At 62.9% G+C, this 22,313-nt stretch carries 21 protein-coding genes; 7 read left to right on the top strand and 14 right to left on the bottom strand.

Translation table 11 applies throughout. The features are described 5' to 3' along the window. Positions 1 to 275: 275 nt before the first annotated feature. The 4 genes from prmC to CN933_RS30775 all read right to left on the bottom strand — a co-directional run bounded on the left by prmC (position 276) and on the right by CN933_RS30775 (position 6,048). On the bottom strand, positions 276 to 1,157 hold the full coding sequence (gene prmC, locus CN933_RS30790; protein ID WP_102763386.1) for a peptide chain release factor N(5)-glutamine methyltransferase: 882 nt from the start codon (positions 1,155 to 1,157) through the stop codon (positions 276 to 278). A 6-nt stretch (positions 1,158 to 1,163) separates the two neighbouring features. Then, entirely contained in the window at positions 1,164 to 2,246 is a 1,083-nt protein-coding gene (prfA, locus tag CN933_RS30785) for a peptide chain release factor 1 (RefSeq protein WP_018096967.1), read from the bottom strand. A gap of 69 nt (positions 2,247 to 2,315) precedes the next feature. Next, complete coding sequence (gene ptsP / locus CN933_RS30780) at positions 2,316 to 4,583, bottom strand: phosphoenolpyruvate--protein phosphotransferase (protein ID WP_018096966.1); 2,268 nt, start codon at positions 4,581 to 4,583, stop codon at positions 2,316 to 2,318. A 190-nt stretch (positions 4,584 to 4,773) separates the two neighbouring features. Continuing rightward, on the bottom strand, positions 4,774 to 6,048 hold the full coding sequence (locus CN933_RS30775; RefSeq protein ID WP_003533520.1) for an aspartate kinase: 1,275 nt from the start codon (positions 6,046 to 6,048) through the stop codon (positions 4,774 to 4,776). A gap of 355 nt (positions 6,049 to 6,403) precedes the next feature. On the opposite strand from CN933_RS30775, the gene CN933_RS30770 reads away from it, so the two are divergent. The 3 genes from CN933_RS30770 to ubiG all read left to right on the top strand — a co-directional run bounded on the left by CN933_RS30770 (position 6,404) and on the right by ubiG (position 8,230). Then, on the top strand, positions 6,404 to 6,949 hold the full coding sequence (locus tag CN933_RS30770) for a dihydrofolate reductase family protein (protein ID WP_018096965.1): 546 nt from the start codon (positions 6,404 to 6,406) through the stop codon (positions 6,947 to 6,949). Between the two features lie 18 nt (positions 6,950 to 6,967). Beyond that, entirely contained in the window at positions 6,968 to 7,375 is a 408-nt protein-coding gene (locus tag CN933_RS30765; protein WP_018096964.1) for a DoxX family protein, read from the top strand. 108 nt (positions 7,376 to 7,483) lie between these two features. After that, positions 7,484 to 8,230 carry a bifunctional 2-polyprenyl-6-hydroxyphenol methylase/3-demethylubiquinol 3-O-methyltransferase UbiG gene (gene ubiG, locus CN933_RS30760; RefSeq protein WP_018096963.1) on the top strand — a complete coding sequence of 249 codons (747 nt, stop codon included), beginning with the start codon at positions 7,484 to 7,486 and terminating at the stop codon, positions 8,228 to 8,230. A gap of 12 nt (positions 8,231 to 8,242) precedes the next feature. Here the strand turns inward: ubiG and CN933_RS30755 are convergent, their stop codons facing one another. The 4 genes from CN933_RS30755 to CN933_RS30740 form a co-directional block, all read right to left on the bottom strand. Then, complete coding sequence (locus CN933_RS30755) at positions 8,243 to 8,671, bottom strand: DUF1178 family protein (RefSeq protein WP_018096962.1); 429 nt, start codon at positions 8,669 to 8,671, stop codon at positions 8,243 to 8,245. Beyond that, on the bottom strand, positions 8,668 to 9,525 hold the full coding sequence (locus CN933_RS30750; protein WP_018096961.1) for a carbon-nitrogen hydrolase family protein: 858 nt from the start codon (positions 9,523 to 9,525) through the stop codon (positions 8,668 to 8,670). The genes CN933_RS30755 and CN933_RS30750 overlap by 4 nt, the downstream gene beginning before the upstream one ends. 98 nt (positions 9,526 to 9,623) lie before the next feature. Beyond that, the gene (grxC, locus tag CN933_RS30745; RefSeq protein WP_026168806.1) at positions 9,624 to 9,908 is read right to left on the bottom strand and encodes a glutaredoxin 3; all 285 of its coding nucleotides are present in this window, start codon (positions 9,906 to 9,908) and stop codon (positions 9,624 to 9,626) included. A 20-nt stretch (positions 9,909 to 9,928) separates the two neighbouring features. After that, a complete protein-coding gene (locus CN933_RS30740; RefSeq protein WP_018096959.1) occupies positions 9,929 to 10,675 on the bottom strand; it encodes a ComF family protein in 747 nt (248 codons plus the stop codon). A 194-nt stretch (positions 10,676 to 10,869) separates the two neighbouring features. On the opposite strand from CN933_RS30740, the gene CN933_RS30735 reads away from it, so the two are divergent. Further along, complete coding sequence (locus CN933_RS30735; protein WP_018096958.1) at positions 10,870 to 11,766, top strand: methyltransferase domain-containing protein; 897 nt, start codon at positions 10,870 to 10,872, stop codon at positions 11,764 to 11,766. Between the two features lie 111 nt (positions 11,767 to 11,877). On the opposite strand, the gene CN933_RS30730 is transcribed toward CN933_RS30735, so the two are convergent. The 6 genes from CN933_RS30730 to CN933_RS30705 form a co-directional block, all read right to left on the bottom strand. Then, positions 11,878 to 12,051, bottom strand: a complete 174-nt coding sequence (locus CN933_RS30730; RefSeq protein ID WP_102763385.1) for a Flp family type IVb pilin — start codon at positions 12,049 to 12,051, stop codon at positions 11,878 to 11,880. Positions 12,052 to 12,236: 185 nt separating this feature from the next. Next, the gene (locus CN933_RS30725) at positions 12,237 to 12,557 is read right to left on the bottom strand and encodes a hypothetical protein (protein ID WP_018096955.1); all 321 of its coding nucleotides are present in this window, start codon (positions 12,555 to 12,557) and stop codon (positions 12,237 to 12,239) included. 263 nt (positions 12,558 to 12,820) lie between these two features. Next, entirely contained in the window at positions 12,821 to 13,228 is a 408-nt protein-coding gene (gene mutT, locus CN933_RS30720) for an 8-oxo-dGTP diphosphatase MutT (RefSeq protein ID WP_026168805.1), read from the bottom strand. A 5-nt stretch (positions 13,229 to 13,233) separates the two neighbouring features. After that, positions 13,234 to 14,052 carry a GNAT family N-acetyltransferase gene (locus tag CN933_RS30715; RefSeq protein WP_018096953.1) on the bottom strand — a complete coding sequence of 273 codons (819 nt, stop codon included), beginning with the start codon at positions 14,050 to 14,052 and terminating at the stop codon, positions 13,234 to 13,236. Positions 14,053 to 14,125: 73 nt separating this feature from the next. After that, positions 14,126 to 15,367, bottom strand: a complete 1,242-nt coding sequence (gene argJ / locus CN933_RS30710; RefSeq protein ID WP_026168804.1) for a bifunctional glutamate N-acetyltransferase/amino-acid acetyltransferase ArgJ — start codon at positions 15,365 to 15,367, stop codon at positions 14,126 to 14,128. Positions 15,368 to 15,520: 153 nt separating this feature from the next. Further along, positions 15,521 to 16,375, bottom strand: coding sequence for a peptidylprolyl isomerase (locus CN933_RS30705; protein WP_018096951.1), 855 nt, complete (start codon positions 16,373 to 16,375; stop codon positions 15,521 to 15,523). A 244-nt stretch (positions 16,376 to 16,619) separates the two neighbouring features. Here CN933_RS30705 and secA point away from each other — a divergent pair, with 244 nt between their 5' ends. The 3 genes from secA (at position 16,620) to CN933_RS30690 (ending at position 22,310) form a co-directional block, all read left to right on the top strand. Beyond that, positions 16,620 to 19,331: a preprotein translocase subunit SecA gene (gene secA, locus CN933_RS30700; protein WP_018096950.1), complete on the top strand. Its 2,712-nt coding sequence runs from the start codon at positions 16,620 to 16,622 to the stop codon at positions 19,329 to 19,331. A 237-nt stretch (positions 19,332 to 19,568) separates the two neighbouring features. Further along, positions 19,569 to 20,768 (top strand): CmlA/FloR family chloramphenicol efflux MFS transporter, encoded by a 1,200-nt coding sequence (gene cml, locus CN933_RS30695; protein WP_102763384.1) that lies wholly within the window; start codon positions 19,569 to 19,571, stop codon positions 20,766 to 20,768. Between the two features lie 153 nt (positions 20,769 to 20,921). Then, a complete protein-coding gene (locus CN933_RS30690; protein ID WP_018096948.1) occupies positions 20,922 to 22,310 on the top strand; it encodes a lipopolysaccharide biosynthesis protein in 1,389 nt (462 codons plus the stop codon). Positions 22,311 to 22,313: the final 3 nt, after the last annotated feature.

Here is a 22,313-nt window from a genome sequence, read left to right as displayed (position 1 = left end):
GAAAGTCCGCACCTGAGAAAACATGCGCCATGACAGATCGCCTCTTCGCGATCTCGGCGCCGGTCAACGTTAAATTAACAGGTACCCGCACAAGGCACTGTCGAACCCTAGCAACTCTTTCTTGAGAGCAATCCCCGTGGCCAGGTCATACTGGAACGAATCCTTGGTCCATGACCTTCTGCCCAGTGCGCGGGGTGAAACTAGCCCGCTTCCTTCGGGATTCCAAGCCCTTTCTTTGCTCTTCCGGAAAAGAGAAGTGCGAGTGCAGCATTTTTTCAACGGTTATTGCTGCGCTCAATATCCTGCTGGAACATCAGGACCCGATCGTTGCCGCCGAGGTCCTTTGCGGCAGAGAGCAAACGAAAGCCCTGCGCTTCGAATAGCGCCGTTACCGCTCGTTTTTGATCGAAACCGATTTCCAAGCCTATTACGCCGTCTGTTTCGAGATGGCGACCAGCGTGAGAAGCAATGGCACGATAGGCATCAAGCCCATCCTCTCCGCCATCAAGTGCGGCGACCGGATCGTGGTATCTCACTTCCGGTTCAAGCTCCGGTATTACATTGGACCGGATATAAGGCGGATTTGAGACGATGATATCGAACCGCCCATCCACCGCCTCGAACCAATTGCTTCGAACGGCTCCGAAGCGCGCCGCCAAGCCATTCCTGCGCGCATTTTCAAGTGCTGTCACCAGAGCGTCTTCCGATATATCGGTACCGAGGCCGTGCGCGTCAAGTACCGCTGCGAGAAGAGCAAGACAAATCGCACCCGTGCCCGTTCCAAGGTCGACGATGCGACAACTCCCCTTGCTTGAAGCGATTCGCCGCGCATGGGGAACCAGGCAGTCGACCAGGGTCTCAGTGTCCGGACGCGGTTCCAGCGTCTCTTTCGAGAGCTTGAGCTTCATGCCGAAGAATTCCCGCTCGCCCAGAATCCGGTAGACCGGCTCGTGCGCCGCGCGGCGCTCGACTGCGGCACGAATGCGAGCCGCATCCTCGTCGCTGACGAGCTCCCTCCCGCGCGTCAGGAGCGCGGCTAGCGCAAGGTCGAGCAGGCCGGAGATCAGGTGGCGTGCATCGAGCCCCGCCGATTCGAGGCCGGCGGCCTTCAGCCTGTCGCGGCTCTCGGCTAGGAGGCTGTCGAGGGTTTGGGCCATTGAAACTCAGTTCTGCCTTTCGCCGAGCAGCGCGAGCTGGCTTGCCTGATGGTCGGCGAGCAGCGCATCCACCACGTCGTCGATCTCACCTTCCATCATTCGGTCGAGCTTGTAGAGCGTGAGATTGATGCGGTGGTCGGTCAGGCGTCCCTGCGGAAAATTGTAGGTGCGTATGCGCTCGGAACGATCGCCGGAACCTACCTGGCTCCTGCGGTCGGCTGAGCGCTCGCTGTCGGCGCGCTGCCGTTCCATGTCATAGAGCCGGGAGCGCAGCACCTGCATCGCCTTGGCACGGTTCTGATGCTGCGACTTTTCCGAACTGGTGACGACGATGCCGGTCGGAATATGGGTTATGCGCACGGCCGAATCGGTCGTGTTGACGTGCTGTCCGCCTGCTCCCGAGGAACGCATCGTATCGACGCGGATATCCTCCGGGCGGACCTCGATGTCGATCTCTTCGGCCTCCGGCAACACCGCGACCGTCGCGGCCGATGTATGGATCCGGCCGCTCGCTTCCGTCTCGGGCACGCGCTGCACCCGGTGGACGCCGGACTCGAATTTCAACCGCGAGAAGACACCGCGTCCCGATACCGTTGCGATGATTTCCTTGTAGCCGCCGGCCTCGCCCTCGCTCGCGGACAGCACTTCGACGCGCCAGCCCTTGCCCGCCGCGTATCGCTCGTACATGCGGAAGAGATCGCCGGCAAAGAGGGCGGCTTCCGAGCCACCCGTACCGGCCCGGATTTCGAGGATCGCACTCTTTTCGTCGGCCGCATCCTTCGGCAGGAGCAGGATCTGGATTTCCTGCTCGAGCGCTTCGATCTTCTCTTCGACTTCGGGCTTTTCCATCTCCGCGAGGTCGCGCATCTCCTTGTCGGTCGCCCGGTCGGCAAGCATTGCTGCGATGTCGGCAAGCTCGGCAGTCGCCTTTTCATAGGCGCGAATCTTCGAGACGACCGGCTGCAGCTCGGAATATTCCGAGGCCAGCTTCACGTAAACGTCGGCCGACGGGCCGGCGGACATGCGCGCCTCGATTTCGCCGAACCGCCGCTCCAGTTCGCGCATCTTTTCAACGGGAAGCTTTGCCAAATCTCACTCCAAATGCACTCGCCTCGCCCGGATCGCGTCCGGACGGAGACGAGAGCCCTCTTGTTCAATCTAAACCGGTATGCCGTTCGCCGCAGCGAAATCGACCAGGAGCTGGCGGATCGACGTGTCGGACTTGACGTCGTCGAGCGCCGCCTCAAGGAGTTCGTTGAGCCTGCCGGCATCGAGCGCCAGGAGCATCGCCTTGACCGGCCCGACAGCCGTCGGCGACATCGAAACCGACCGGAAGCCGAGCCCGAGCAGCGCCATGGCCGAAAGCGGTTTGCTTGCCATCTCGCCGCAAAGCGTCACGGGCGTGTTGTTGCGCTCGCCGGCCCGCACGATCTCCCGGAGAATCCGCAGGAAAGGCCGGCCGAGAATGTCGAAACGTTCGGAAACACGCGCATTACCGCGGTCGACCGCCATGGCGAACTGGAAGAGATCGTTCGAGCCGACCGAAACGAAATCGACTTCGGCCATCAGTTCGTCGAGCTGCCAAAGCAGCGCCGGCACTTCCAGCATCGCCCCGAACTGCAGCTTGCGCGGCAACTGTTCGCCGAGCTTCGATTGGCGCTCGATCTCCTTCTGCAGGAGTTCTCGCGCGCTCTTCAGCTCCGCGACTTCCGTTACCATCGGCAGCATCATCTTGAGCTCGGCGCCGACCGTCGCTCTCAGCATTGCCCGGAACTGGGTACGCAGGAGACCGGGCCGGTCGAGCGACAGCCTGATGGCGCGCCAGCCGAGCGCCGGGTTCTCCTCTTCCGCGGCACGGAAATAGGGAACGACCTTGTCGCCGCCGATATCCAGCGTCCGGAATGTGACCGGCTTCCCCGCCGTCTGCTTCATGACGTTGCGGTAGAAAGCTTCCTGCTCCTCGGCCTTGGGCATGGTCGAAGCGATCATGAATTGCAGTTCGGTCCGGAAGAGACCGATACCTTCGGCACCAGCCTCGTTCAGATGGGGCAAGTCGACCAGCAGCCCGGCATTCATCTGCAACGTAATGCGCTTGCCGTCCTTCGTCAGAGGCTCGACATCCCTGAGAGCGCGGAACTGCGCCTGCCTGCGCGCACGGAAGCGCACTTTCTCCTCGTAAGCGCGCTGCAGATCGGCCATCGGCCGCAGATGCACCTTCGCATCGTCGCCGTCGACGATGATCGCATCGCGGTTTTCGGCGAGCGCCACTGCCCCTGCCGCCTGACCGACCACCGGAATGCCCATGGCGCGGGCGACGATGACCACATGGCTGGTGACCGCCCCCTCCTCCAGCACAAGGCCGCGCACGTTCTCGCGGGGATAGTCGAGCAACTCCGCAGCGCCCATGGCGCGCGCGACGACGATTGCGTCATTGGGGAAATCGGCAGCCGAAAGCTTGGCGCCATAACCCGAAAGCTGGCGCAACAGCCGGTTCGCAAGATCGTCGAAATCGTGCATCCGCTCGCGCAGATACGGATCGGTCAGCCGGATCATCCGCGCCTTGGTCTCGCTCTGCACCCGCTCCACCGCCGCTTCCGCCGTAAGGCCGTTGCGGATCGCCTCCTCGAGCTTTCTCACCCAGCCGCGGTCGTGGGCGAACATGCGGTAGGTCTCCAGCACCGCGCGGTGCTCGCCCTCCATCGAGACGTCGCGGCGCGACAGCATGTCGTCGATGGAGATGCGCAGCGACCCGAGCGCTTCCGCAAGCCGCTGCAGCTCCTGCTCCGTGTCCTCGTTGAGCAGATTGGTGACGACGATGCGAGGCTCATGCAGGACGACGTAACCGAGTCCTATGCCTTCGCCGTAGCTGTTGCCCTCGATCGTCACCGGGCGGGACAGATCGAGCTCGAGCCCGGGCTTGGTGATCTTCTTGAGCTCGCCGGTCGCAACCATCTCGGCGAGCACCATGGCGGTCGTTTCCAGCGCCTCGACCTCGTCCTCGCGATAGTTGCGTTGCGCCTTGTTCTGCACGACGAGGACGCCGAGCGCGCGGCCCGTGCGCAGGATCGGAACGCCGAGGAAAGAGTGATAGATCTCTTCGCCCGTCTCGGGCAGGTAGGTGAAGGCCGGGTGCGACTGGGCATCGGAGAGATTGAGCGGCCGCGCCGAAGCGGCAATCGTGCCGACGAGGCCCTGTCCCATCTTCAGTTGCGCCAGGTGCACCGCCGTCTTGTTCAGGCCTTCGGTCGCGTAAAGTTCGAGCACGCCATCGGAGCGCAGCACGTAAACCGAGCACACTTCCGCAACCATGTTCTGCGCTATCTGGCGCACGATCCGGTCAAGGCGCTCCTGCGGCTCGAGCGGTTCCGCCATGAGCTCGCGCAACCGCTTGAGGAGAACGCGCGGACCTGCGGAAAGGTCTCTCATCGCGTGGGGTCTCCTGAATAAGAATAAACGTCGGGCCCATGCGGGACGCCGCGGCCTCTGCATGCATCCTCGAAGCGAAATCGATCCGAGGACAAGTTCATGCAGCAGTTCCAATCACTAAAGCGACGTCTTCCGTGCCTTTTCAGACGCGCGGCGCCGGGTCGCGAATCCCAAATCAAATGCCTGCCGTTTAACTCTTATCCAGACCGTAGACGGAATGCAAAGTGCGAACGGCCAATTCGGCGTAAGGTCCGTCGATCAGGATGGAGATCTTGATTTCCGAGGTGGTGATCGCCTTGATGTTGATCCCCTTGTCGGCAAGTGCCCGGAACGCGGAAGCGGCGACGCCCGCATGGCTGCGCATGCCGATGCCGATCACCGAGACCTTGACGAGGCCCGACTCCGACTGAATGACGTCATAGCCGATCTTTTCCTTGTTATCCCCCAGAACCCTGAGGGCCTTGTCGACGTCGCCGGACGGCACGGTGAAGGTCATGTCGGTCTTCGAGCCGTCTTCCGAAATGTTCTGGACGATCATGTCGACATTGATATGGGCTTCCGCAAGCGGCCCGAAGATCGCGGCGGAAACGCCCGGCCGGTCGGCCAGGCGGCGCAGCGAGATCTGTGCTTCATCCTTGGCATAGGCGATGCCGGTTACGACTTCCTGTTCCACGATCTCATCCTCATCACAAATCAGCGTTCCGGGCGGGTTCATGAGATCACCCATGCCCGGCGCATCGGGGTCCTCGAAAGAAGAACGCACGAAGGTGCGTACCTTGTGCACCATGGCGAGCTCGACCGAGCGTACCTGCAGCACCTTGGCGCCGAGAGACGCCATTTCCAGCATTTCCTCGAAAGCGATCTTCTTCAAACGCCGGGCCTTCGGCTCGATGCGCGGGTCCGTCGTGTAGACGCCGTCGACGTCGGTGTAGATGTCGCAGCGATCGGCCTTGACGGCGGCTGCGATCGCGACGGCGGAGGTGTCCGAGCCGCCGCGGCCGAGCGTCGCCAGGCGGTTGTCCGGGCCGAGACCCTGGAAGCCGGCGACGACCGCCACCTGACCCTCGCCCATGCGTCGGATGACGTCGGCGCCGTCGATTTCGAGAATGCGGGCCGCACCATGGGCGTTGTCGGTCTTGATCGGCAACTGCCAGCCCTGCCACGAGCGGGCGTTGATGCCCATCGACTGCAGCGCGATCGCGAGCAGGCCGGAGGTCACCTGTTCGCCTGAGGCGACGACCGCGTCATATTCGCGCGCATCGTAGAACGGGGCGTTCGAGCCCGCGACCTTCGGCATGTTTTCGACCCAGCCGACCAGCTCGTTGGTCTTGCCGGACATGGCGGAAACCACGACAGCAACCTCGTGGCCGGCATCGACTTCGCGTTTCACATGGCGGGCGACATTGTGGATGCGGTTCAAATCTGCGACGGAGGTCCCGCCGAATTTCATCACGATGCGTGCCATTTCGCCTCTACCGTACCACCATGTTTGCGCGCCCGATGCGGCGACCTTGGAGCGTCCAAGAAGACGCGCGTCGCCGTAGACGCGACAGGAAAACGCCCCCGCCGGCGCCTGACGATCAAAAAGCTTGAAGGAGACTTCTCGGACATCGGCCAGTCACCGCCTCGGGGAGCGGAAAGTCGCGGCGTCTCTTAGCGGATCAGCGGGCTGCGTGCAATGGCCGTCAGCGCGGTGGCCAAGAGCGTAACTCTCGCTCAGGGAGAACCGATATCGATTCAAAACCGCTTGCATCTCGATACTAGTTCTGTCAATCTCACTTCAGACGCAGGGCGGTGGCCGCCCAACGGGAGGAAGGACAATGCGCAAAGTCATCATGTGGGACATGGTCAGTGTCGACGGGTTTTTCGAGGCGCCGGGGCATGACATCGGCTGGTTCGTTTTCGAAGACGAACTCGACGCCTATATCCGCGAAACGCAGTTCGAGGCCGGCACACTGCTCTTCGGCCGCACCACCTACGAACTCATGGCCGCCTATTGGCCCTCGTCGGAGGATCATATCGCCGCCTTCATGAACGGCGTCGAGAAATACGTCTTCTCCAGGACGCTCAGGAGCGCCGACTGGAACAACACGACCCTTGTTTCCGGCGATGCCGCCGACGAGGTCAGGCGCCTGAAAGAACGCGAAGGCGGCGCAATCTTCATCTTCGGCAGCGCCGATTTCGCTTCGACGCTGATCGCTCAAGGACTCGTCGATGAATACCGTCTCGGCATCAATCCGGTGCTGCTCGGCAAGGGCACGCCCCTCTTTCAAAACGTTGCCGAGCGGACGAAGCTCGAGCTTACTCAGGTCCGTCCTCTGAAGTCCGGTGTCGTCATCCTGCATTACCGGCCGGAATTGGCGTGATCGGCGAAGGAGGAGGCTATGGAGAACCGTCTTTCCATCTATGCGCCGCAGGCGCTCGCCCTGCTCAGGATCGTGACCGCTCTGCTCTTCGTTCATGCCGGCATGGTGCTCCTCTTCCAGGTCCCGGCATCGACCCATCCGCTGCCGCCGCCGGAAATGAAGCCGATCCTCCTGGTGGCCGGCATCCTGGAACTCGCCGGCGGCGCTTTGGTGCTCGTCGGGCTCTTCACCCGCGCGGCGGCCTTCATCCTGTCGGGCATGATGGCCGTCGCCTATTGGGGCTTTCATGCACCGATGAACATGTGGCCCGCCAACAATATGGGCAGCGCCGCAATTCTCTTCAGCTTCATCTATCTCTATCTGGTTTTCGCCGGCGCGGGCGCCTGGAGCCTTGACGCTCGCCGGGTGCGAGCCTCAGGCCCTTGACATCCCCCGCCGATCGTCCGACTTCAGCATCGGATCGATGAGCTACAGCGAGCTTTGCGCGCCCGATGAGGACGCGCGGCACCGAAAGAACGAGGCAAGGAGGCTCTCATGAGCGAGACGGCGCGCACGACGATCGACCAGAGCGAGGTGGACCGCTTCTCGGCCATGGCGGCCGAATGGTGGGATCCGACCGGCAAGTTCCGCCCGCTGCACAAATTCAATCCCGTGCGCCTCGCCTATATACGTGACAGGGTCTCGGAGCATTTCGGCCGCGATCCGAAAAGCCGGCAGCCGCTCGAAGGGCTGCGAGTCCTCGATATCGGCTGCGGCGGCGGGCTTCTTTCCGAGCCGATGGCCCGGATGGGAGCGGACGTCGTCGGGGCCGACGCCTCGGAAAAGAACATCGGCGTCGCCAAAACGCATGCGGCCGGGAGCGGCGTCAGCGTCGAATATCGCGCCGTAACGGCGGAGGCCCTTGTTGAAGCCGGCGAGAGCTTCGACGTCGTTTTGAACATGGAGGTGGTCGAGCATGTCGCGGACGTCGAATTCTTCATGACCACCTGCGCGCATATGGTGCGCCCGGGCGGCCTGATGTTCGTTGCAACCATCAACCGCACGCTGAAAGCGGCAGCACTCGCGATCTTCGCGGCCGAAAACGTGTTGCGCTGGCTGCCGCGCGGTACCCACCAATATGAAAAGCTGGTGCGGCCGGAGGAGCTCGAAAAGCCTCTCGCCGCAAGCGGCATGGAGATTGCCGACCGCACCGGCGTCTTCTTCAATCCGCTGGCCAACCAGTGGAACCTGTCGAAGGATATGGACGTCAATTACATGATCGTGGCGAAACGGCCGATCTGAGCCCTGTTATCGTCAGTTCGTGTCGTCCGGCAGCACCGGCAATGGGGCGATCTCGATTCCCTCCTCTATGAGGGCAATCGCCTCTTCCGCCGTCGCCTTGCCGATCAGCCCGCGCTGGTCGGCTTCGCCGTAATGAATCTTGCGCGCCTCGTCCGGGAAGCGCTCGCCGACGTCTTCCGCGTTCTCGCGGATCGATTTCACCAGTTCCTTGAGCTTGGCGACCGCTTCCTTCTGCGCCTGATCCATCACCAGCTCGCGGCGCGCCTCCTTCTTGCGCGCCGTTGAGACGGCGGGCGCCATCAGTTTCTTGCTGACGGAAACGGAACCGCAACTGGGGCAGGCGACCAGACGCCGCTCGACCTGCCGGTCGAAATCGTCGCTCGAGGAGAACCAGCCTTCGAAGTCGTGGCCCTCGTCACAGGCAAGATTGTAGTGGATCACGCTGCAGCGCCTCCTTTTCCCGCCGGAACCACCTCATCCAACACGAAGCTGCGCGCGTTCCTGAGGTTGGGAATCTTCTCGCGCGCCGCGTGCACCGCCGCCACATCGATCCCGGCGACGATGATTTCCTCGCCGGTCGGAGCGGCTTCGGCCAGCACCCTGCCCCAGGGATCGATGATCATCGAGTGGCCGAAGGTTTCCCGGCCATCCTCATGCGTGCCCGCTTGAGCGGCGGCAATAACGAAGAGCCCGTTTTCGATGGCCCGAGCGCGTAACAGGATTTCCCAATGCGCTTCGCCGGTCTGGCGCGTGAACGCAGCCGGCACCGTCATGATCTCGGCTCCGGCCACGGCCTGCTGACGAAACAGCTCGGGGAAACGGACATCGTAGCAGATCGAAAAGCCGAGTTTGCCGAAGGGGAGATCCGCTATACGCGCGGTACTACCCGGATGGTAGGCGGCGCTCTCGCGCCAGCTCTCGCCGTTCTCCAGATCCACGTCGAACATATGGATCTTGTCGTAGTCACAGATCTTCGCGCCGTCAGGCCCGAACAGGAAGCCGCGATTGGCAATCTTTCCATCCGCGCGAGCGATCGGCGTCGAGCCGACATGCAGGTAGAGGCCGAGCTCGCGGGCAAGCCGGGATGCCTCGCGAATGACGACGTCGTTCTCCCCATCCTTCAACACTGACCGCAAACCCGTCCGGTCGCGCTGGACCGCTCCGGTCATCTCCGGCGTCTGGACATAGGTTGCACCCCGCGAAGCGGCTTCACGCACCAGCTTCGCCATCGTCTCCGCATTTCGTGCGGGATCGACACCGGAGCACATCTGGACGGCGGCAGCCTTGAACGTCATCGCTTTCTTTCTCCCAAGCGGAACTCTGGATCGGAACGATCCGGCATCGCAGCACTCATCTCTTTTTCGGATGGGCAGGACTGTCGTGACATTCCGCTTCAGGCCGCGAGCATATCGTCGAGCTTGCCGGCACGATCGAGCGCATGCAGCTCGTCGCAGCCGCCGACGGGAACATCATTGATGATGATTTGCGGGAACGTCCTGCCGCCCCTGGATTTTTCCATCATCTCCTGGCGAAGTTCAGGCGCATAAGTGGCGTCATACTCGGTGAAGTCGACACCTTTGCTTTCCAGAAGTTTCTTCGCCCTCGTGCAATAGCCGCAGAACTGACGCGTATAAATGACGACCGAAGCCATGGTCTCCAACTGCTCCTTCACCGGCATCGATCGCCGGACATTTCTTGTCATATAGGACCGGACATGGCCCTTGCAAAGGTCAAAACCGTGACGTCTCCGGCGCCCGCACGCTTCAGCGCCCGTGTCGCAGCGGCGACGGTCGCGCCGGTCGTATAGACGTCGTCTACGAGAACGATGCGCTTGCCCGCGAGTTCCCGCTTCGCGCCTTCGGGGACTGCGAAGGCGCCGCGGACATTCTCCTCGCGTGCCCTGGCGCCAAGTCCGACCTGGCGGCTCGTGCGCTTGATGCGGCGAAGAACATCCGGTCGATAGGCTCTTGCGGAACGTTCGGCAATGACGCGTGCAAGCTCCGCCGCCTGATTGAACTTGCGCCTCCAGAGGCGGAGCGCATGGAGCGGAACCGGCACGATCATGTCCGCCGCTGCCACGGCACCGTCGCCGGCGCGGATCATCCACTCGGCCATCATGGGTGCAAGGTCGGTGCGATCACGGTATTTCAAGCCATGCACGAGATCGCGGACGATTCCTTCGTGAATGGCCACCGAGCGCAGCCTGTCGAAGACCGGAGGATTGGCGATGGCCTCGGGCGAAACCGCGCCCTCGCCAGGATCATAGGCGAAGGGCAAGCCCAGAACCTCGCAATAGGGCCGCTCGATGAGCGGCATGCCTGCCCAGCAGGAAGCGCAGACGGCATGGGCATGGCCGGTCAGCCGGCCGCATCCCGAGCAGACGGGCGGAAAGACGAGATCGACCGCCTGGGCCGCAATCCGGCGGAGCATGCCCGCCCAATCCATCGCCCGGTTTTCCTGCCCGCCCCGTTTCATGCGCTTGACTTGATTCGTGTTGCTGTCTGTCGCGTTAGACCCTAACTGAGCAGAGGACGAAGGGGGCAGCAAGTTTTAAAGCGCTGCAGCGGCCTCTGCGCGCCCGACAAGACACGCGGCGCTGTAGGGTTTCTGTCGCACCCCGCGATTTCGGAGAGACTGTCGTGGAAATCATCTTTGACCAGAGCCTCGTCGAGGCACACCGCCGGCGCGCACTGCGCCAGGCCGACGAGAAGGCAGGCTTCCTGCTCGACATCGTCGCACAGGAACTTGCCGAGCGCGTAAGCGTCGTCGAACGGCAGTTCGAAACGGCCATGGAGCTGCACGGCTATACGGGTGCCGCCGCGCGCAGCCTTTCCACGACCGGCAAGGTCGGCGCGATCGAGCGGGTGGAAACCGACAGCGCCTTCGGTTCGGCCGACGAGCCGGTGACGGAAGCACCTCTGGAGCGTATCCCGGCCGACCCGGCGTCGCTCAGTCTCCTCGTGTCGCCACTGTCGCTCCATCTTACCAATGATACGCCCGGCGTCTTCATCCAGGCGCGCCGCGTGCTGAAGCCCGACGGGTTGTTCCTTGCCGCAATACCCGGCAGCGGCACGCTGCAGGAACTGCGCGAGGCGCTTCTCGCAGCCGAGGCGGAACTGACGGGCGGGGCGAGCCCACGGGTAATCCCCTTCGCCGACGTGCGCGACATGGGAGCCCTTCTGCAGCGGGCGGGCTTTGCCCTGCCGGTGGCGGATACCGAGACGTACACCGTCCGCTACGATTCGCTCTTCGGCCTCATCCGCGACTTGCGCGCAATGGGCATGACGAACCCGCTGGCTTCGCGCAACCGCAAGCCGATGCCGCGGCGCTTCTTTCTCAGAGCCGCAGAAATCTACGCGCAGCGCTTCTCCGATCCGGACGGGCGCATCCGCGCGACCTTCTCGATCATTTATCTTTCGGGCTGGGCGCCGCACGAGAGTCAGCAGAAGCCGCTCAAACCCGGCTCGGCGAAGCAGAGATTGTCCGACGCACTTGGCGCGAGCGAGCACAAACTCAAGGATGACGGCGAGCCGTGATCTGAGCTCTTAGAGCACTTCCAGGAAAAGTGTGTAACGGTTTTCCGTCCGGAAGTGCGTTGGATCAAATGGTTGGAGCATTCAGTGTTTCTATGAACACGTTGAAATGCTCTAGATCCAGGCCGCCTCGATCGTGTCGGTGACGAAGGTCAGCATGCCGAGCAGTGCGCCGGAGAAATTCTGCAGGCCGATGAGAAGGCCGACCGAGATCAGCGCGGCCAGGAGTCCGTATTCCACCGCCGTAGCGCCGTCGTGGTCTCGAAACAGGCGTCTCAGCCTCTCCATTGGTCCTCCAGCCGCTCAGAGCACTTGCCGGAAAAGCGTATAACGGTTTCCGTCCGAAGTGCGTCGTTTCAAAAGGTCGAGGCGTTTCGGCGCTTCAACGCAAGCACGCAACGTTTCAACGGCAAACGAGGCGTCGCCTCGCCACAGGTCAACCGCAAGCGGTGCCTTTCGGCGCTCCGCTGCGATCAGCATCCACTCCTGCTGCCATCGGCGTCGATGATGCAGACGGCACCCGGCATCTCCTGAAGCACGCTGCGCCGAACGGTGTAGCGCTTGGCCGTACCGCCCGAGGGTATGGAGCCCGTCGAGATGTTGTCGTAGTCGATCGGCGTGTTCGCAAGCATTCGCTTGTCGCCCTTGGACGACAGCATCGGCGTCAGGATGAGCGTCAGCGCGATGACCGCCGTGCCGAACAGCAGCGACAGATTGAGCACGCCTGTCCGGCGGGACTGGCTCGTCACCAGATCCTTGTCCTGAACCGTCCTCCAGAAATCCTCGTCCACCATCCCAGCCTCATGCAACACGTAAAGAGCGGCGGGCGAAGCACCCTTCCCAAAGCCTCGTCCTGACCACACCTGCCCGAAAACGGCGCCGTCGAAGTGACGCGCGCCGGAACTGACCCCATCTTGCCCAAGGGTGATAAACGTTCGATTAACGAATTATCGAATTTCGCGGGATTGCGCACCAACAGCGGGGCTCTTGACGCTCCAACTTCGAAGCTACGCACGTCCGCACGGAAAGCCGTTACACACTGTTCCCGCAAGCGCTCTTAGAGCAAATCCATCAGGAACGGGATCAGCGGCTCGTCGGCGGGCGGCATGGCGTAGTCGCGCAACGCCTTCGGGCGCACCCACTTGATAGCTTGGCCTTCGCGGCCTTCGGCAAACCCCTCGTAGCGACGGCAGATGTAAAGCGGCATCAGGAGGTGAAAGTCGTCGTAGCCATGGCTCGCGAATGTGAGCGGCGCCAGGCAGGCGACTTTGGTGCGGATGCCGAGCTCCTCTTCGAGCTCGCGGATCAACGTCTCCTCCGGGGTCTCGCCACTCTCGACCTTACCGCCCGGGAACTCCCACAGGCCCGCGAGAGGCTTGCCTTCCGGGCGTTGCGCCAGCAGAACGCGTCCATCGGAATCGACGAGCGCGCAGGCGGCGACGAGCACGATCTTCTTATCCTGCATGTCCATCAGACTTTCGGCGTTCGATAGAGATAGCGGTAGACCTCGGTGAAACCGGCCTTGCGATAGAGCTCGATCGCAGCCTGGTTGTCGGCCTCCACCTGCAACCAGGCCTTCTTTGCGCCCTTGAGACGTGCCCAACGGAGCGAGGCGTCGAGAAGAGCACTGCCGACGCCGCGTCGACGCACCGCTTCGGCAACCGCGAACTGCATGATCCCGGCAAGATCGTTGTCGTGGACGACGAGCGACACCGCCGTCGGCCCGGTCTTACGGTCCTCGAACAGGAACAGGCCGCACTCGGGCTTGATGGCGTTGATGATCCCGGTCAGCGCCTCCTTGGCTTCCGGAGGATCCCCGCCGATCAGAATGCGGGCATCCACGAAACGGCCGATATCCTTGATCGGAAGATGGTCGATGCCTTCGCTGAAATCGCGATCTGCCAGGTCGAGCGTCAGGACCAGGCTGTGAGCGAACGACGTCCAGCCCTCGCCATCCATATGGTCGATCATCTTCGGCGGCGTCAGCGGCGTCTGGCGAACCGTAAGGGTACGGTTGGATTGCGCAAAAAGCCGGCGCGCCTTCTCCAGACGGATGGGTATGTCGCGATAGTCGGACGGGTCCAGCGGGTTGACGGAATTCAGGCGCTTGGAAGGGTGCCCCGCCGTCAGACGGATAAGCCAGCTGCCGTCATATTGCACCGACGAGGCCGGCCAGGCGCGAAAACCGACCGCCTCCAGCCGCCGCACGCTCGGTAAATCGACCGCGACCGTTTCCCCGTTCCCCGCCCCGTTGCCGGGCGGCTCTCTGCCGTTCGTTGTCATGTCCATAGCCTTGAATGCTGCGGGGCCGGGAAGAGCGCGCGGCCGTCCGGCCGCAACCGCTCTCAACGCCTCAACCGTGTCAGCTTCTGTAATCGCCGTTGATTTCGACATATTCCTTGGTCAGGTCGCAGGTATAGACCGTGGCGTGGCCCGAACCCAGACCGATATCGACGCGGATCGGAATGGTCTCGCCCTGCATGACCGCAGTCGCGGCCGCTTCCGAATAGGCCGGATCGCGCTCGCCCTCGACTGCGACGCGGATATCGCCGAACCAGATCGCCAGCCGGTCGCGCTCGGCCATCTCTCCCGACTTGCCGACAGCCATGACGACGCGTCCCCAATTGGCGTCCTCGCCCGCAACCGCCGTTTTGACGAGCGGCGAATTGGCTATCGAAAGCGCGATGCGTTTGGCGGCGGCATCGTTTTCCGCGCCCTCGACCGTCACCTCGACCATCTTGCGCGCGCCCTCGCCGTCGCGCACGACCTGCAACGCCAGATCACGCAGCAGATCGCCGAGCGCGGCACGGAACCCGTCGAGACGCGGGTCGGCCGCGTCCTCGACCTTAGCCTGGCCATCGTCCGCCGCCGCACCGGTCGCAAACAGCATCAGCGTGTCGGAGGTGGACGTGTCGCTGTCGACCGTCACCGAATTGAAGGTGGGTTCGACGCCTGCCTGAAGCAGCGCCTGAAGTGCCGCCGGGGCAATGTCGGCATCGGTGACGACGAAGGAGAGCATGGTCGCCATGTCGGGCGCGATCATCCCGGCGCCCTTGGCGATCCCGTTGATCGTGACCCTGACACCGCCGATCTCGGCGCTGCGGGTGGCAACCTTCGGATAGGTATCGGTCGTCATGATCGCTTTGGCCGCTTCGAACCAGAAGTCCTGGGTAGCGGACGCGGCAAGCTTATCGAGAACACCGGCGAACTTGGTGGCGTCGAGCGGCTCGCCGATGACGCCCGTCGACGCCAGGAAGACCTCCGCCTCGCTGCAGCCGACGGCCTTTGCCGCGGCCTCGGCCGTGAGCCTGGTCGCCTCCCGGCCCTTCTTGCCGGTGAACGCGTTGGCATTGCCGGAGTTGACGACGACGGCGCGCGCAATGCCGCCCGGCAGGTTCTGCCGGCAATGGTCGACCGGAGCTGAGGGGCACTTCGACCGCGTGAACACGCCCGCCACGGATGCCGGCCGGTCGAAGAGCATCATCAGCACGTCGGTCCGGTTCTTGTACTTGATCCCTGCGGCAGCGGTCGCCATGCGTACGCCGCGAAGGGCCGGCATTTCGGCAAAGGTTTTCGGAGCAAGCGGAGAGACGGAACCGGACATGGATTGAACCTGCTTTTCAGAAGCCTCGAACGTTGTGCGAAATGCCCGAACGGCATTCAGCCGTCGGGCATCCGGATCTTTGAAGGCGGAGCGGAGCAAATGCGAGCGACCTCCGCTCGGGGGCCGCCTCCCTAAGAGGCCGCCCGGCCGTAATTACTTGGTTTCCTGCGGCTTGCCGGCCTCGTCATAGGCCTTCTTGAGCGCCGGATCGGAGATTTCGACGGCAGTGCTCTCCTTGGCGGAATTCAGAAGCTCGAGGTACTTGTCGCGCATGACGAGCTGGCGAACCTGCGGCTCGACCTGTTCGAGTGTCGGCGGAGCCTGGGGACGCTTGTCCTCGAGGAGGATCACATGGAAGCCGAACTGCGTCTTGACCGGTGTCTTCGTATAGGCGCCCTTTTCGAGCGCAAAGGCGGCCGTCTCGAATTCAGGTACCATGCGGCCCTTGGTGAAGTAGCCGAGATCGCCGCCCTCTTCCTTGTTCGGGTCGGTGGACTTGGCCTTGGCAAGGTCGGCGAAGTTCTTGCCCGCGTCGAGTTCCTTGATGACGTCCTTCGCCTCGTCTTCGGTCTTGACGAGGATATGGCGGGCCTTGACCTCTTCCTGCGGCGGAATCGCTGCGACTTCCTTGTCGTAGCGCGCCTTCACTTCTTCCGCCGTTACGGCATCGACCACGTGCTTCTTGAAGAAGGCGTTGTGCAACTCGCGTTCGGTCAGGAACGCGACGCGCTGCTTGAACGCCTCGTCGTTCTGAAGCCCTTCCTTCTCGGCGTCCTTCAAAAGAAGCTTCACGTCGATGACGGCCGAAAGTGCTGCTGCGCGCTTCTGCTCGTCGGGCATCCGCTGGAGCTGCGGATCGAGGCTCATGATTGCGAGATCAAGTTCCGACTGGTGGATTTCCTGGTCCCCGACTTTGGCAATGACCGGGTCGGTCCCTTCGGCGCGGGCGACACCCGCCGCGATCACCGCGACCAGTGCCGCGGCCGCAAGGGTCTTGTATCTAGACATGTTTCTAACCTTTCACCATTGGCCGCCAGCGCGATTGGCTCCGGCCCCGGGGGCTGCACAACAACCAGAATGTGGCGGTTCTGTAGCCGTCCGGCCGTGCAAGTGCGTTGACATAATCCGACCCCCCTCTTATCTGTCACGCAACCTCGCGTCCAGAACAGTTTCCGGGCGTTTCGCGGCGTGACGCGGTTTTTCGACCGCTCGCCTGAAACCCCAGGCGACAAATAAGGAAAGGACCATTTGCATGGTCAGTCTCGGCGGCTTTGCCCGCAAGTTGTTTGGTTCCGCCAACGATCGCCGCGTCCGCGGCTACAAGGGCCGGGTGGACGCCATCAATGCTCTCGAAGCCGAAATGAAGGCGCTGAGCGACGAGGCCCTGGCGGCGAAGACGGCGGAATTTCGCAGTGAGCTCGCCGGCGGCAAGACCCTGGACGACATTCTCGTGCCGGCCTTTGCGGTCGTGCGCGAGGCTGCGCTCCGCGTCCTCGGGCTGCGCCCCTTCGACGTCCAGCTGATCGGCGGCATGATCCTGCATGAGCGAGCCATCGCGGAAATGAAGACCGGCGAAGGCAAGACGCTCGTCGCCACCCTGCCGGTCTATCTCAACGCGCTCGCCGGCAAGGGCGTGCATGTAGTCACCGTCAACGACTACCTCGCCCAGCGCGATGCGGGCATGATGGGCCGCATCTACGGCTTCCTCGGCATGACCACCGGCGTCATCGTCCACGGTCTCTCCGACGAACAGCGCCGCGACGCCTATGCCTGCGACGTCACCTATGCGACGAACAACGAGCTCGGCTTCGACTATCTGCGCGACAACATGAAGTACGAGCGCTCCCAGATGGTGCAGCGCGGCCACTTCTTCGCCATCGTCGACGAGGTCGACTCGATCCTGGTGGACGAGGCGCGCACCCCGCTGATCATCTCCGGCCCGCTCGACGACCGCTCCGATCTCTACAACACCATCAATGAGTTCATTCCGCGCCTGTCGCCGGAAGACTATGAAATCGACGAGAAGCAGCGCTCGGCCAATTTTTCGGAAGAAGGCACCGAGAAGCTCGAGAACATGCTGCGCGAGGCCGGCCTGCTGAAGGGCGAGTCGCTCTACGACATCGAGAACGTGGCGATCGTTCACCACGTCAACAACGCGCTCAAGGCCCACAAGCTCTTCACCCGCGACAAGGATTACATCGTACGCAACGGCGAGATCGTCATCATCGACGAGTTTACCGGCCGCATGATGCCCGGCCGCCGCTACTCCGAAGGCCAGCACCAGGCGCTCGAAGCCAAGGAAAAGGTGCAGATCCAGCCCGAAAACCAGACGCTCGCCTCGATCACCTTCCAGAACTATTTCCGCATGTACGACAAGCTTGCCGGCATGACCGGTACGGCTGCGACGGAAGCGGAGGAATTCGGCAACATCTACGGCCTCGAAGTTCTCGAGGTGCCGACCAACCTGCCGATCAAGCGCGTCGACGAGGACGATGAGGTCTATCGCACCGTCGGCGAAAAATTCAAGGCGATCATCGACGAGATCAAATCCGCACATGAGCGCGGCCAGCCGATGCTCGTCGGCACCACCTCCATCGAGAAATCCGAACTTCTCGCCGATATGCTGAAGAAGAGCGGCTTCTCCAAGTTCCAGGTGCTGAACGCCCGCTACCACGAGCAGGAAGCCTATATCGTCGCGCAGGCCGGCGTCCCCGGCGCGGTCACGATCGCCACCAACATGGCCGGCCGCGGCACCGACATCCAGCTCGGCGGCAACCCCGACATGCGCATCCAGCAGGAGCTGGCCGATGTCGAGCCCGGCCCGGAGCGCGAAGCGCGCGAAAAGGCGATCCGGGAAGAGGTTCAGAAGCTCAAGGAAAAGGCGCTCGCCGCCGGCGGGCTCTACGTTCTTGCCACCGAACGGCACGAAAGCCGCCGCATCGACAACCAGCTGCGTGGCCGCTCGGGCCGCCAGGGCGACCCGGGCCGCTCCAAGTTCTACCTGTCGCTTCAGGACGATCTGATGCGCATCTTCGGATCCGACCGCATGGACGGAATGCTGCAGAAGCTCGGCCTGAAGGAAGGCGAGGCAATCGTCCATCCCTGGATCAACAAGGCGCTCGAACGCGCCCAGAAGAAGGTCGAGGCGCGCAACTTCGACATCCGCAAGAATCTCCTGAAATACGACGATGTGCTCAACGACCAGCGCAAGGTCATTTTCGAGCAGCGCATCGAACTGATGGACGCGGAGAGCGTCACCGATACGGTGACCGACATGCGCAACGAAGTGATCGAGGAAATCGTCGCCAAACGCATTCCGGAGCGGGCCTATGCCGAAAAATGGGATGCCGAGGGGCTGAAGGCCGACGTCCAGCAGTATTTCAATCTCGACCTGCCGATCGCCGAATGGGTCGCCGAAGAAGGCATCGCCGAGGACGATATCCGCGAGCGCATCACTGCCGCAGTGGACAAGGCGGCTGCCGAGCGCGCCGAGCGTTTCGGCCCCGAAATCATGCAATATGTCGAGCGCTCCGTCGTCCTCCAGACGCTCGACCACCTCTGGCGCGAGCATATCGTCAACCTCGACCACCTGCGGTCGGTCATCGGCTTCCGCGGCTACGCCCAGCGCGATCCGCTGCAGGAATACAAGTCCGAGGCTTTCGAGCTGTTCCAGGCCCTGCTCGGCAATCTGCGTCAGGCGGTCACGGCACAGCTGATGCGTGTCGAGCTGGTCCGCGAGGCGCCCGAGGAACCGCAGCCGCTGCCACCGATGCAGGCGCACCACATCGATCCGCTGACCGGCGAGGACGACTTCGCGCAGGCCGGCGAGACGCTGCTGGCGGTCGCGCCTGCGAACCGCGATCCGGCCGACCCTTCAACCTGGGGCAAAGTCGCACGCAACGAAGCCTGCCCGTGCGGCTCGGGCAAGAAATACAAGCATTGCCACGGCGTTTACGAAGCCTGACCCGCGGTGCTGCGCGTCCGGTCGGGCGCGCGAACGATTGTCTGCCTGCCACTGACATGGCAGGCAACTTACCTCACCTCAAGATGCGCATGGAGCCGTAGCATGGGAGCTCAAAAGTCCTCGGACAAGTAAGCCGCAACAACGCTTTTTCCTTGTTGTTGCGGCGTCTGTCGAGCCGACCCCCGTGCCGAAGGCAGGCCGCCGCCGAATGTTCCTCATTTGAGCGGATGTCTTTCCATGCCTAAAAAACCTCATGTCTGGCGCTATTCGCTGCCGGCAGCGCTGCTGCTGATGGCGCCCTTCGATATCCTCGCCTCCCTGGCCATGGATATCTATCTCCCGATCGTTCCGGCGATGCCGGGTATTCTCGGGACCAGTCCTGCCGTGGTCCAGCTCACGCTGAGCCTCTATATGGTGTTGCTCGGCCTCGGCCAGATCGTCTTCGGGCCCGTCTCCGATCGCATCGGACGACGACCTGTGCTGATCGGCGGAGCGATGCTGTTCGCCGCGGCGTCGTTCTGCCTTGCGGCATCCTCCAGCACCATACCATTCGTCGCTTTCCGCTTCCTGCAGGCGGTTGGCGCATCTGCGGCCCTGGTGGCCACCTTTGCGACGATCCGGGACGTCTATGCCGACCGCCCGGAAAGCACGGTTATCTACAGCCTGTTCAGTTCCATTCTGGCATTCGTTCCCGCTCTGGGACCGATAGCCGGCGCCATGCTGGCGGAGAGGTTCGGATGGCGCTCGATCTTCGTTACGCTCGGTGCATTTGCCGTAATCGCGCTGGTGCAGGCACTGCCTCGCTGGCATGAAACCCGCCCTTCGGCGGCAGCGCTGCCGCGGCGCGCATTCGGGCCCCTTTTCCGCAGCCTCGCCTTCTGGACCTATACCCTCGGCTTCAGCGCCGCCATGGGCACGTTTTTCGTGTTCTTTTCCACCTCTCCGCGCGTTCTGATCGACAGGGCAGGATATTCGGAGCTGCAGTTCAGCCTCGCCTTTGCAACTGTAGCAATCGTGATGATCATCACGGCGCGCTTTGCCAGGCGGTTCGTCTCCCGATGGGGAACTTCGGGCAGCCTCCTGCGGGGCATGTGCATGTTGCTTCTCGGGGCGGCGCTCCTGGCCGCCGGGCAAAGCTTCGGCACCCCTTCGCCCTGGACGTTCGTCACGTCGATGTGGGTCATGGCGGTCGGCATCGTCTTCACCGTATCGGTGACTGCAAACGGCGCGCTCGAAGAGTTCGGATACATGGCGGGTTCGGCGGTCGCAGTCTATTTCTGCGTCCAAAGCCTCATCGTCGGGACGGCGGGGACACTGCTCGTGATCGGACTGCCCGGCGACAGCGCATGGCCGCTCGTGGTCTATGCCTCGACAATGGCCGGTGTCGTGCTGATCGCGCGCCGGCAGTTGCAGTCCAGAAGGAACGCCCAGGCATGATTGAAGAGGAAGTCGGGCAAAAGCCCGGCTTCCTCGCCCTCAAGCGAGGGTGCTGAACCCTTTGTTAACGCTGATCTGACAGAAGTGAAGCCCAGTATTGCGTAATGTCAGGGTGTCCTCGTGTTCATGGCGGTATGTCAATCGGCCGGACGAATGCTGCCGTCGGCGCTGAGATATCGCCTGCCTCTTCTCTTGCACGGCCTCGCGTCGCTTCTTGCGGGGGACGATCCCAGGAACCGTGCACAGCGCGTGGCGCTCATCGCCTTTCTGATCCGTATCGTCAGCGCAGCCATCGCCTTCGTCTCGCAAATCGTCCTTGCGCGCCTCGTCGGCGAGTTCGAATACGGCATCTTCATTTTCGTCTGGGTGCTGGTCGTCCTCTTCGGAAACCTGTCCTGCCTCGGTTTCCATGCGACCGTGATCCGCTTCCTGCCGGAATACCATACCACCGCCGCGCTTGCGAACATCCGCGGTCTGACCACGACGGCGCGGGTCTTTGCGATGCTTTCCGCGACCGTTCTCGCCGCAGTCGGCGGAGCCGGCCTCTGGCTCTTCGGCTCCGCCATCGAAAGTTACTATGTGATTCCCCTCTATCTCGGCCTGTTCACTCTGCCGATGATCGCGCTCGGCGACGTACTGGACGGCACCGCGCGGGCGCATAGCTGGCCCATCGTCGCGATGAGCCCGACCTATCTCGTGCGGCCGCTGCTGATCCTCGGTTTCATGGTCATCGCGATCGCCGCCGGGCTTCCGCGCGATGCGACGACAGCCATGGGCGCTGCGCTGGGGGCGGCCTATGTCACCACGCTCGGACAATTCGTGACGATGGCATGGCGGCTCCGCCGCCATTACGTGCGCGGGCCGATGAAGATCGAGCTCGGGCGGTGGCTCAGCGTCTCCCTTCCCATTTTTCTGGTCGACGGTTTCGGTTTCCTGCTCACCAATTCCGACGTCGTCATCGTGGGCCTCTATCTCAATCCCGACGATGTGGCGGTTTATTTTGCGGCGGCCAAGACCATGGCGCTCGTCCATTTCGTGATGTTCGCCGTCAAGGCGGCAGCAGGTCCGCGTTTCTCTGCGGCAATGGCCGCGGGCGATCGCAGGCAGCTGGCTGAAATCGCCGTCGAAAGCGCGCGCTGGTCCTTCTGGCCGTCCCTGGCGATCGGCGGCTGCGTACTCGCAGCCGGCAACACCCTGCTTTCGCTGTTTGGCCCGGCGTTCACGGCGGGCGCCCCCTTGATGGCGATCCTGCTGACGGGAATTCTCGCCAAGGCCTTTGTCGGACCCGCCGAAACGCTGCTCACGATGGCGGGGCGGCAAAAGCTCTGCGTCCTGCTCTATGCGGCCGCGCTCGGAGTCAACATCGCCTTGAACGTGACACTCATCCCGGTCTTCGGCCTGACGGGCGCAGCTGCCGCCACTGCCGGCGCGATGTTCGTGGAGGCAGCCATCCTGCATTTCGCCGTAAGGCGCACTTTCGGCTTTCCCCTGCTGGCCGTTGCCGGCGCGGGGAGCGTGAACAACAAGAACGAGGCGATTTGAGCC

It is taken from the genome of Sinorhizobium sp. M4_45 (assembly GCF_002885915.1).
Classification (GTDB): domain Bacteria; phylum Pseudomonadota; class Alphaproteobacteria; order Rhizobiales; family Rhizobiaceae; genus Sinorhizobium; species Sinorhizobium meliloti_A.
The sequence above is the reverse complement of the archived record's forward strand: the minus strand, read 5'-3'. Positions and strand labels throughout refer to the sequence as shown.

Excerpts from the sequence above, each read along its gene's own strand:
- ubiG (WP_018096963.1), top strand. The coding sequence starts at position 7,484 with ATGAGCGAGACGGCGCGCACGACGATCGACCAGAGCGAGGTGGACCGC.
- CN933_RS30750 (WP_018096961.1), bottom strand. The coding sequence starts at position 9,525 with ATGACGTTCAAGGCTGCCGCCGTCCAGATGTGCTCCGGTGTCGATCCC.
- CN933_RS30730 (WP_102763385.1), bottom strand. The coding sequence starts at position 12,051 with ATGGAGAGGCTGAGACGCCTGTTTCGAGACCACGACGGCGCTACGGCG.
- CN933_RS30690 (WP_018096948.1), top strand. The coding sequence starts at position 20,922 with ATGCTGCCGTCGGCGCTGAGATATCGCCTGCCTCTTCTCTTGCACGGC.
- secA (WP_018096950.1), top strand. The coding sequence starts at position 16,620 with ATGGTCAGTCTCGGCGGCTTTGCCCGCAAGTTGTTTGGTTCCGCCAAC.
- CN933_RS30765 (WP_018096964.1), top strand. The coding sequence starts at position 6,968 with ATGGAGAACCGTCTTTCCATCTATGCGCCGCAGGCGCTCGCCCTGCTC.
- CN933_RS30705 (WP_018096951.1), bottom strand. The coding sequence starts at position 16,375 with ATGTCTAGATACAAGACCCTTGCGGCCGCGGCACTGGTCGCGGTGATC.
- ptsP (WP_018096966.1), bottom strand. The coding sequence starts at position 4,583 with ATGAGAGACCTTTCCGCAGGTCCGCGCGTTCTCCTCAAGCGGTTGCGC.
- prmC (WP_102763386.1), bottom strand. The coding sequence starts at position 1,157 with ATGGCCCAAACCCTCGACAGCCTCCTAGCCGAGAGCCGCGACAGGCTG.
- cml (WP_102763384.1), top strand. The coding sequence starts at position 19,569 with ATGCCTAAAAAACCTCATGTCTGGCGCTATTCGCTGCCGGCAGCGCTG.
- CN933_RS30770 (WP_018096965.1), top strand. The coding sequence starts at position 6,404 with ATGCGCAAAGTCATCATGTGGGACATGGTCAGTGTCGACGGGTTTTTC.
- grxC (WP_026168806.1), bottom strand. The coding sequence starts at position 9,908 with ATGCCGGTGAAGGAGCAGTTGGAGACCATGGCTTCGGTCGTCATTTAT.
- CN933_RS30740 (WP_018096959.1), bottom strand. The coding sequence starts at position 10,675 with ATGGATTGGGCGGGCATGCTCCGCCGGATTGCGGCCCAGGCGGTCGAT.
- argJ (WP_026168804.1), bottom strand. The coding sequence starts at position 15,367 with ATGTCCGGTTCCGTCTCTCCGCTTGCTCCGAAAACCTTTGCCGAAATG.
- CN933_RS30775 (WP_003533520.1), bottom strand. The coding sequence starts at position 6,048 with ATGGCACGCATCGTGATGAAATTCGGCGGGACCTCCGTCGCAGATTTG.
- mutT (WP_026168805.1), bottom strand. The coding sequence starts at position 13,228 with ATGCAGGATAAGAAGATCGTGCTCGTCGCCGCCTGCGCGCTCGTCGAT.
- CN933_RS30715 (WP_018096953.1), bottom strand. The coding sequence starts at position 14,052 with ATGGACATGACAACGAACGGCAGAGAGCCGCCCGGCAACGGGGCGGGG.
- CN933_RS30725 (WP_018096955.1), bottom strand. The coding sequence starts at position 12,557 with ATGGTGGACGAGGATTTCTGGAGGACGGTTCAGGACAAGGATCTGGTG.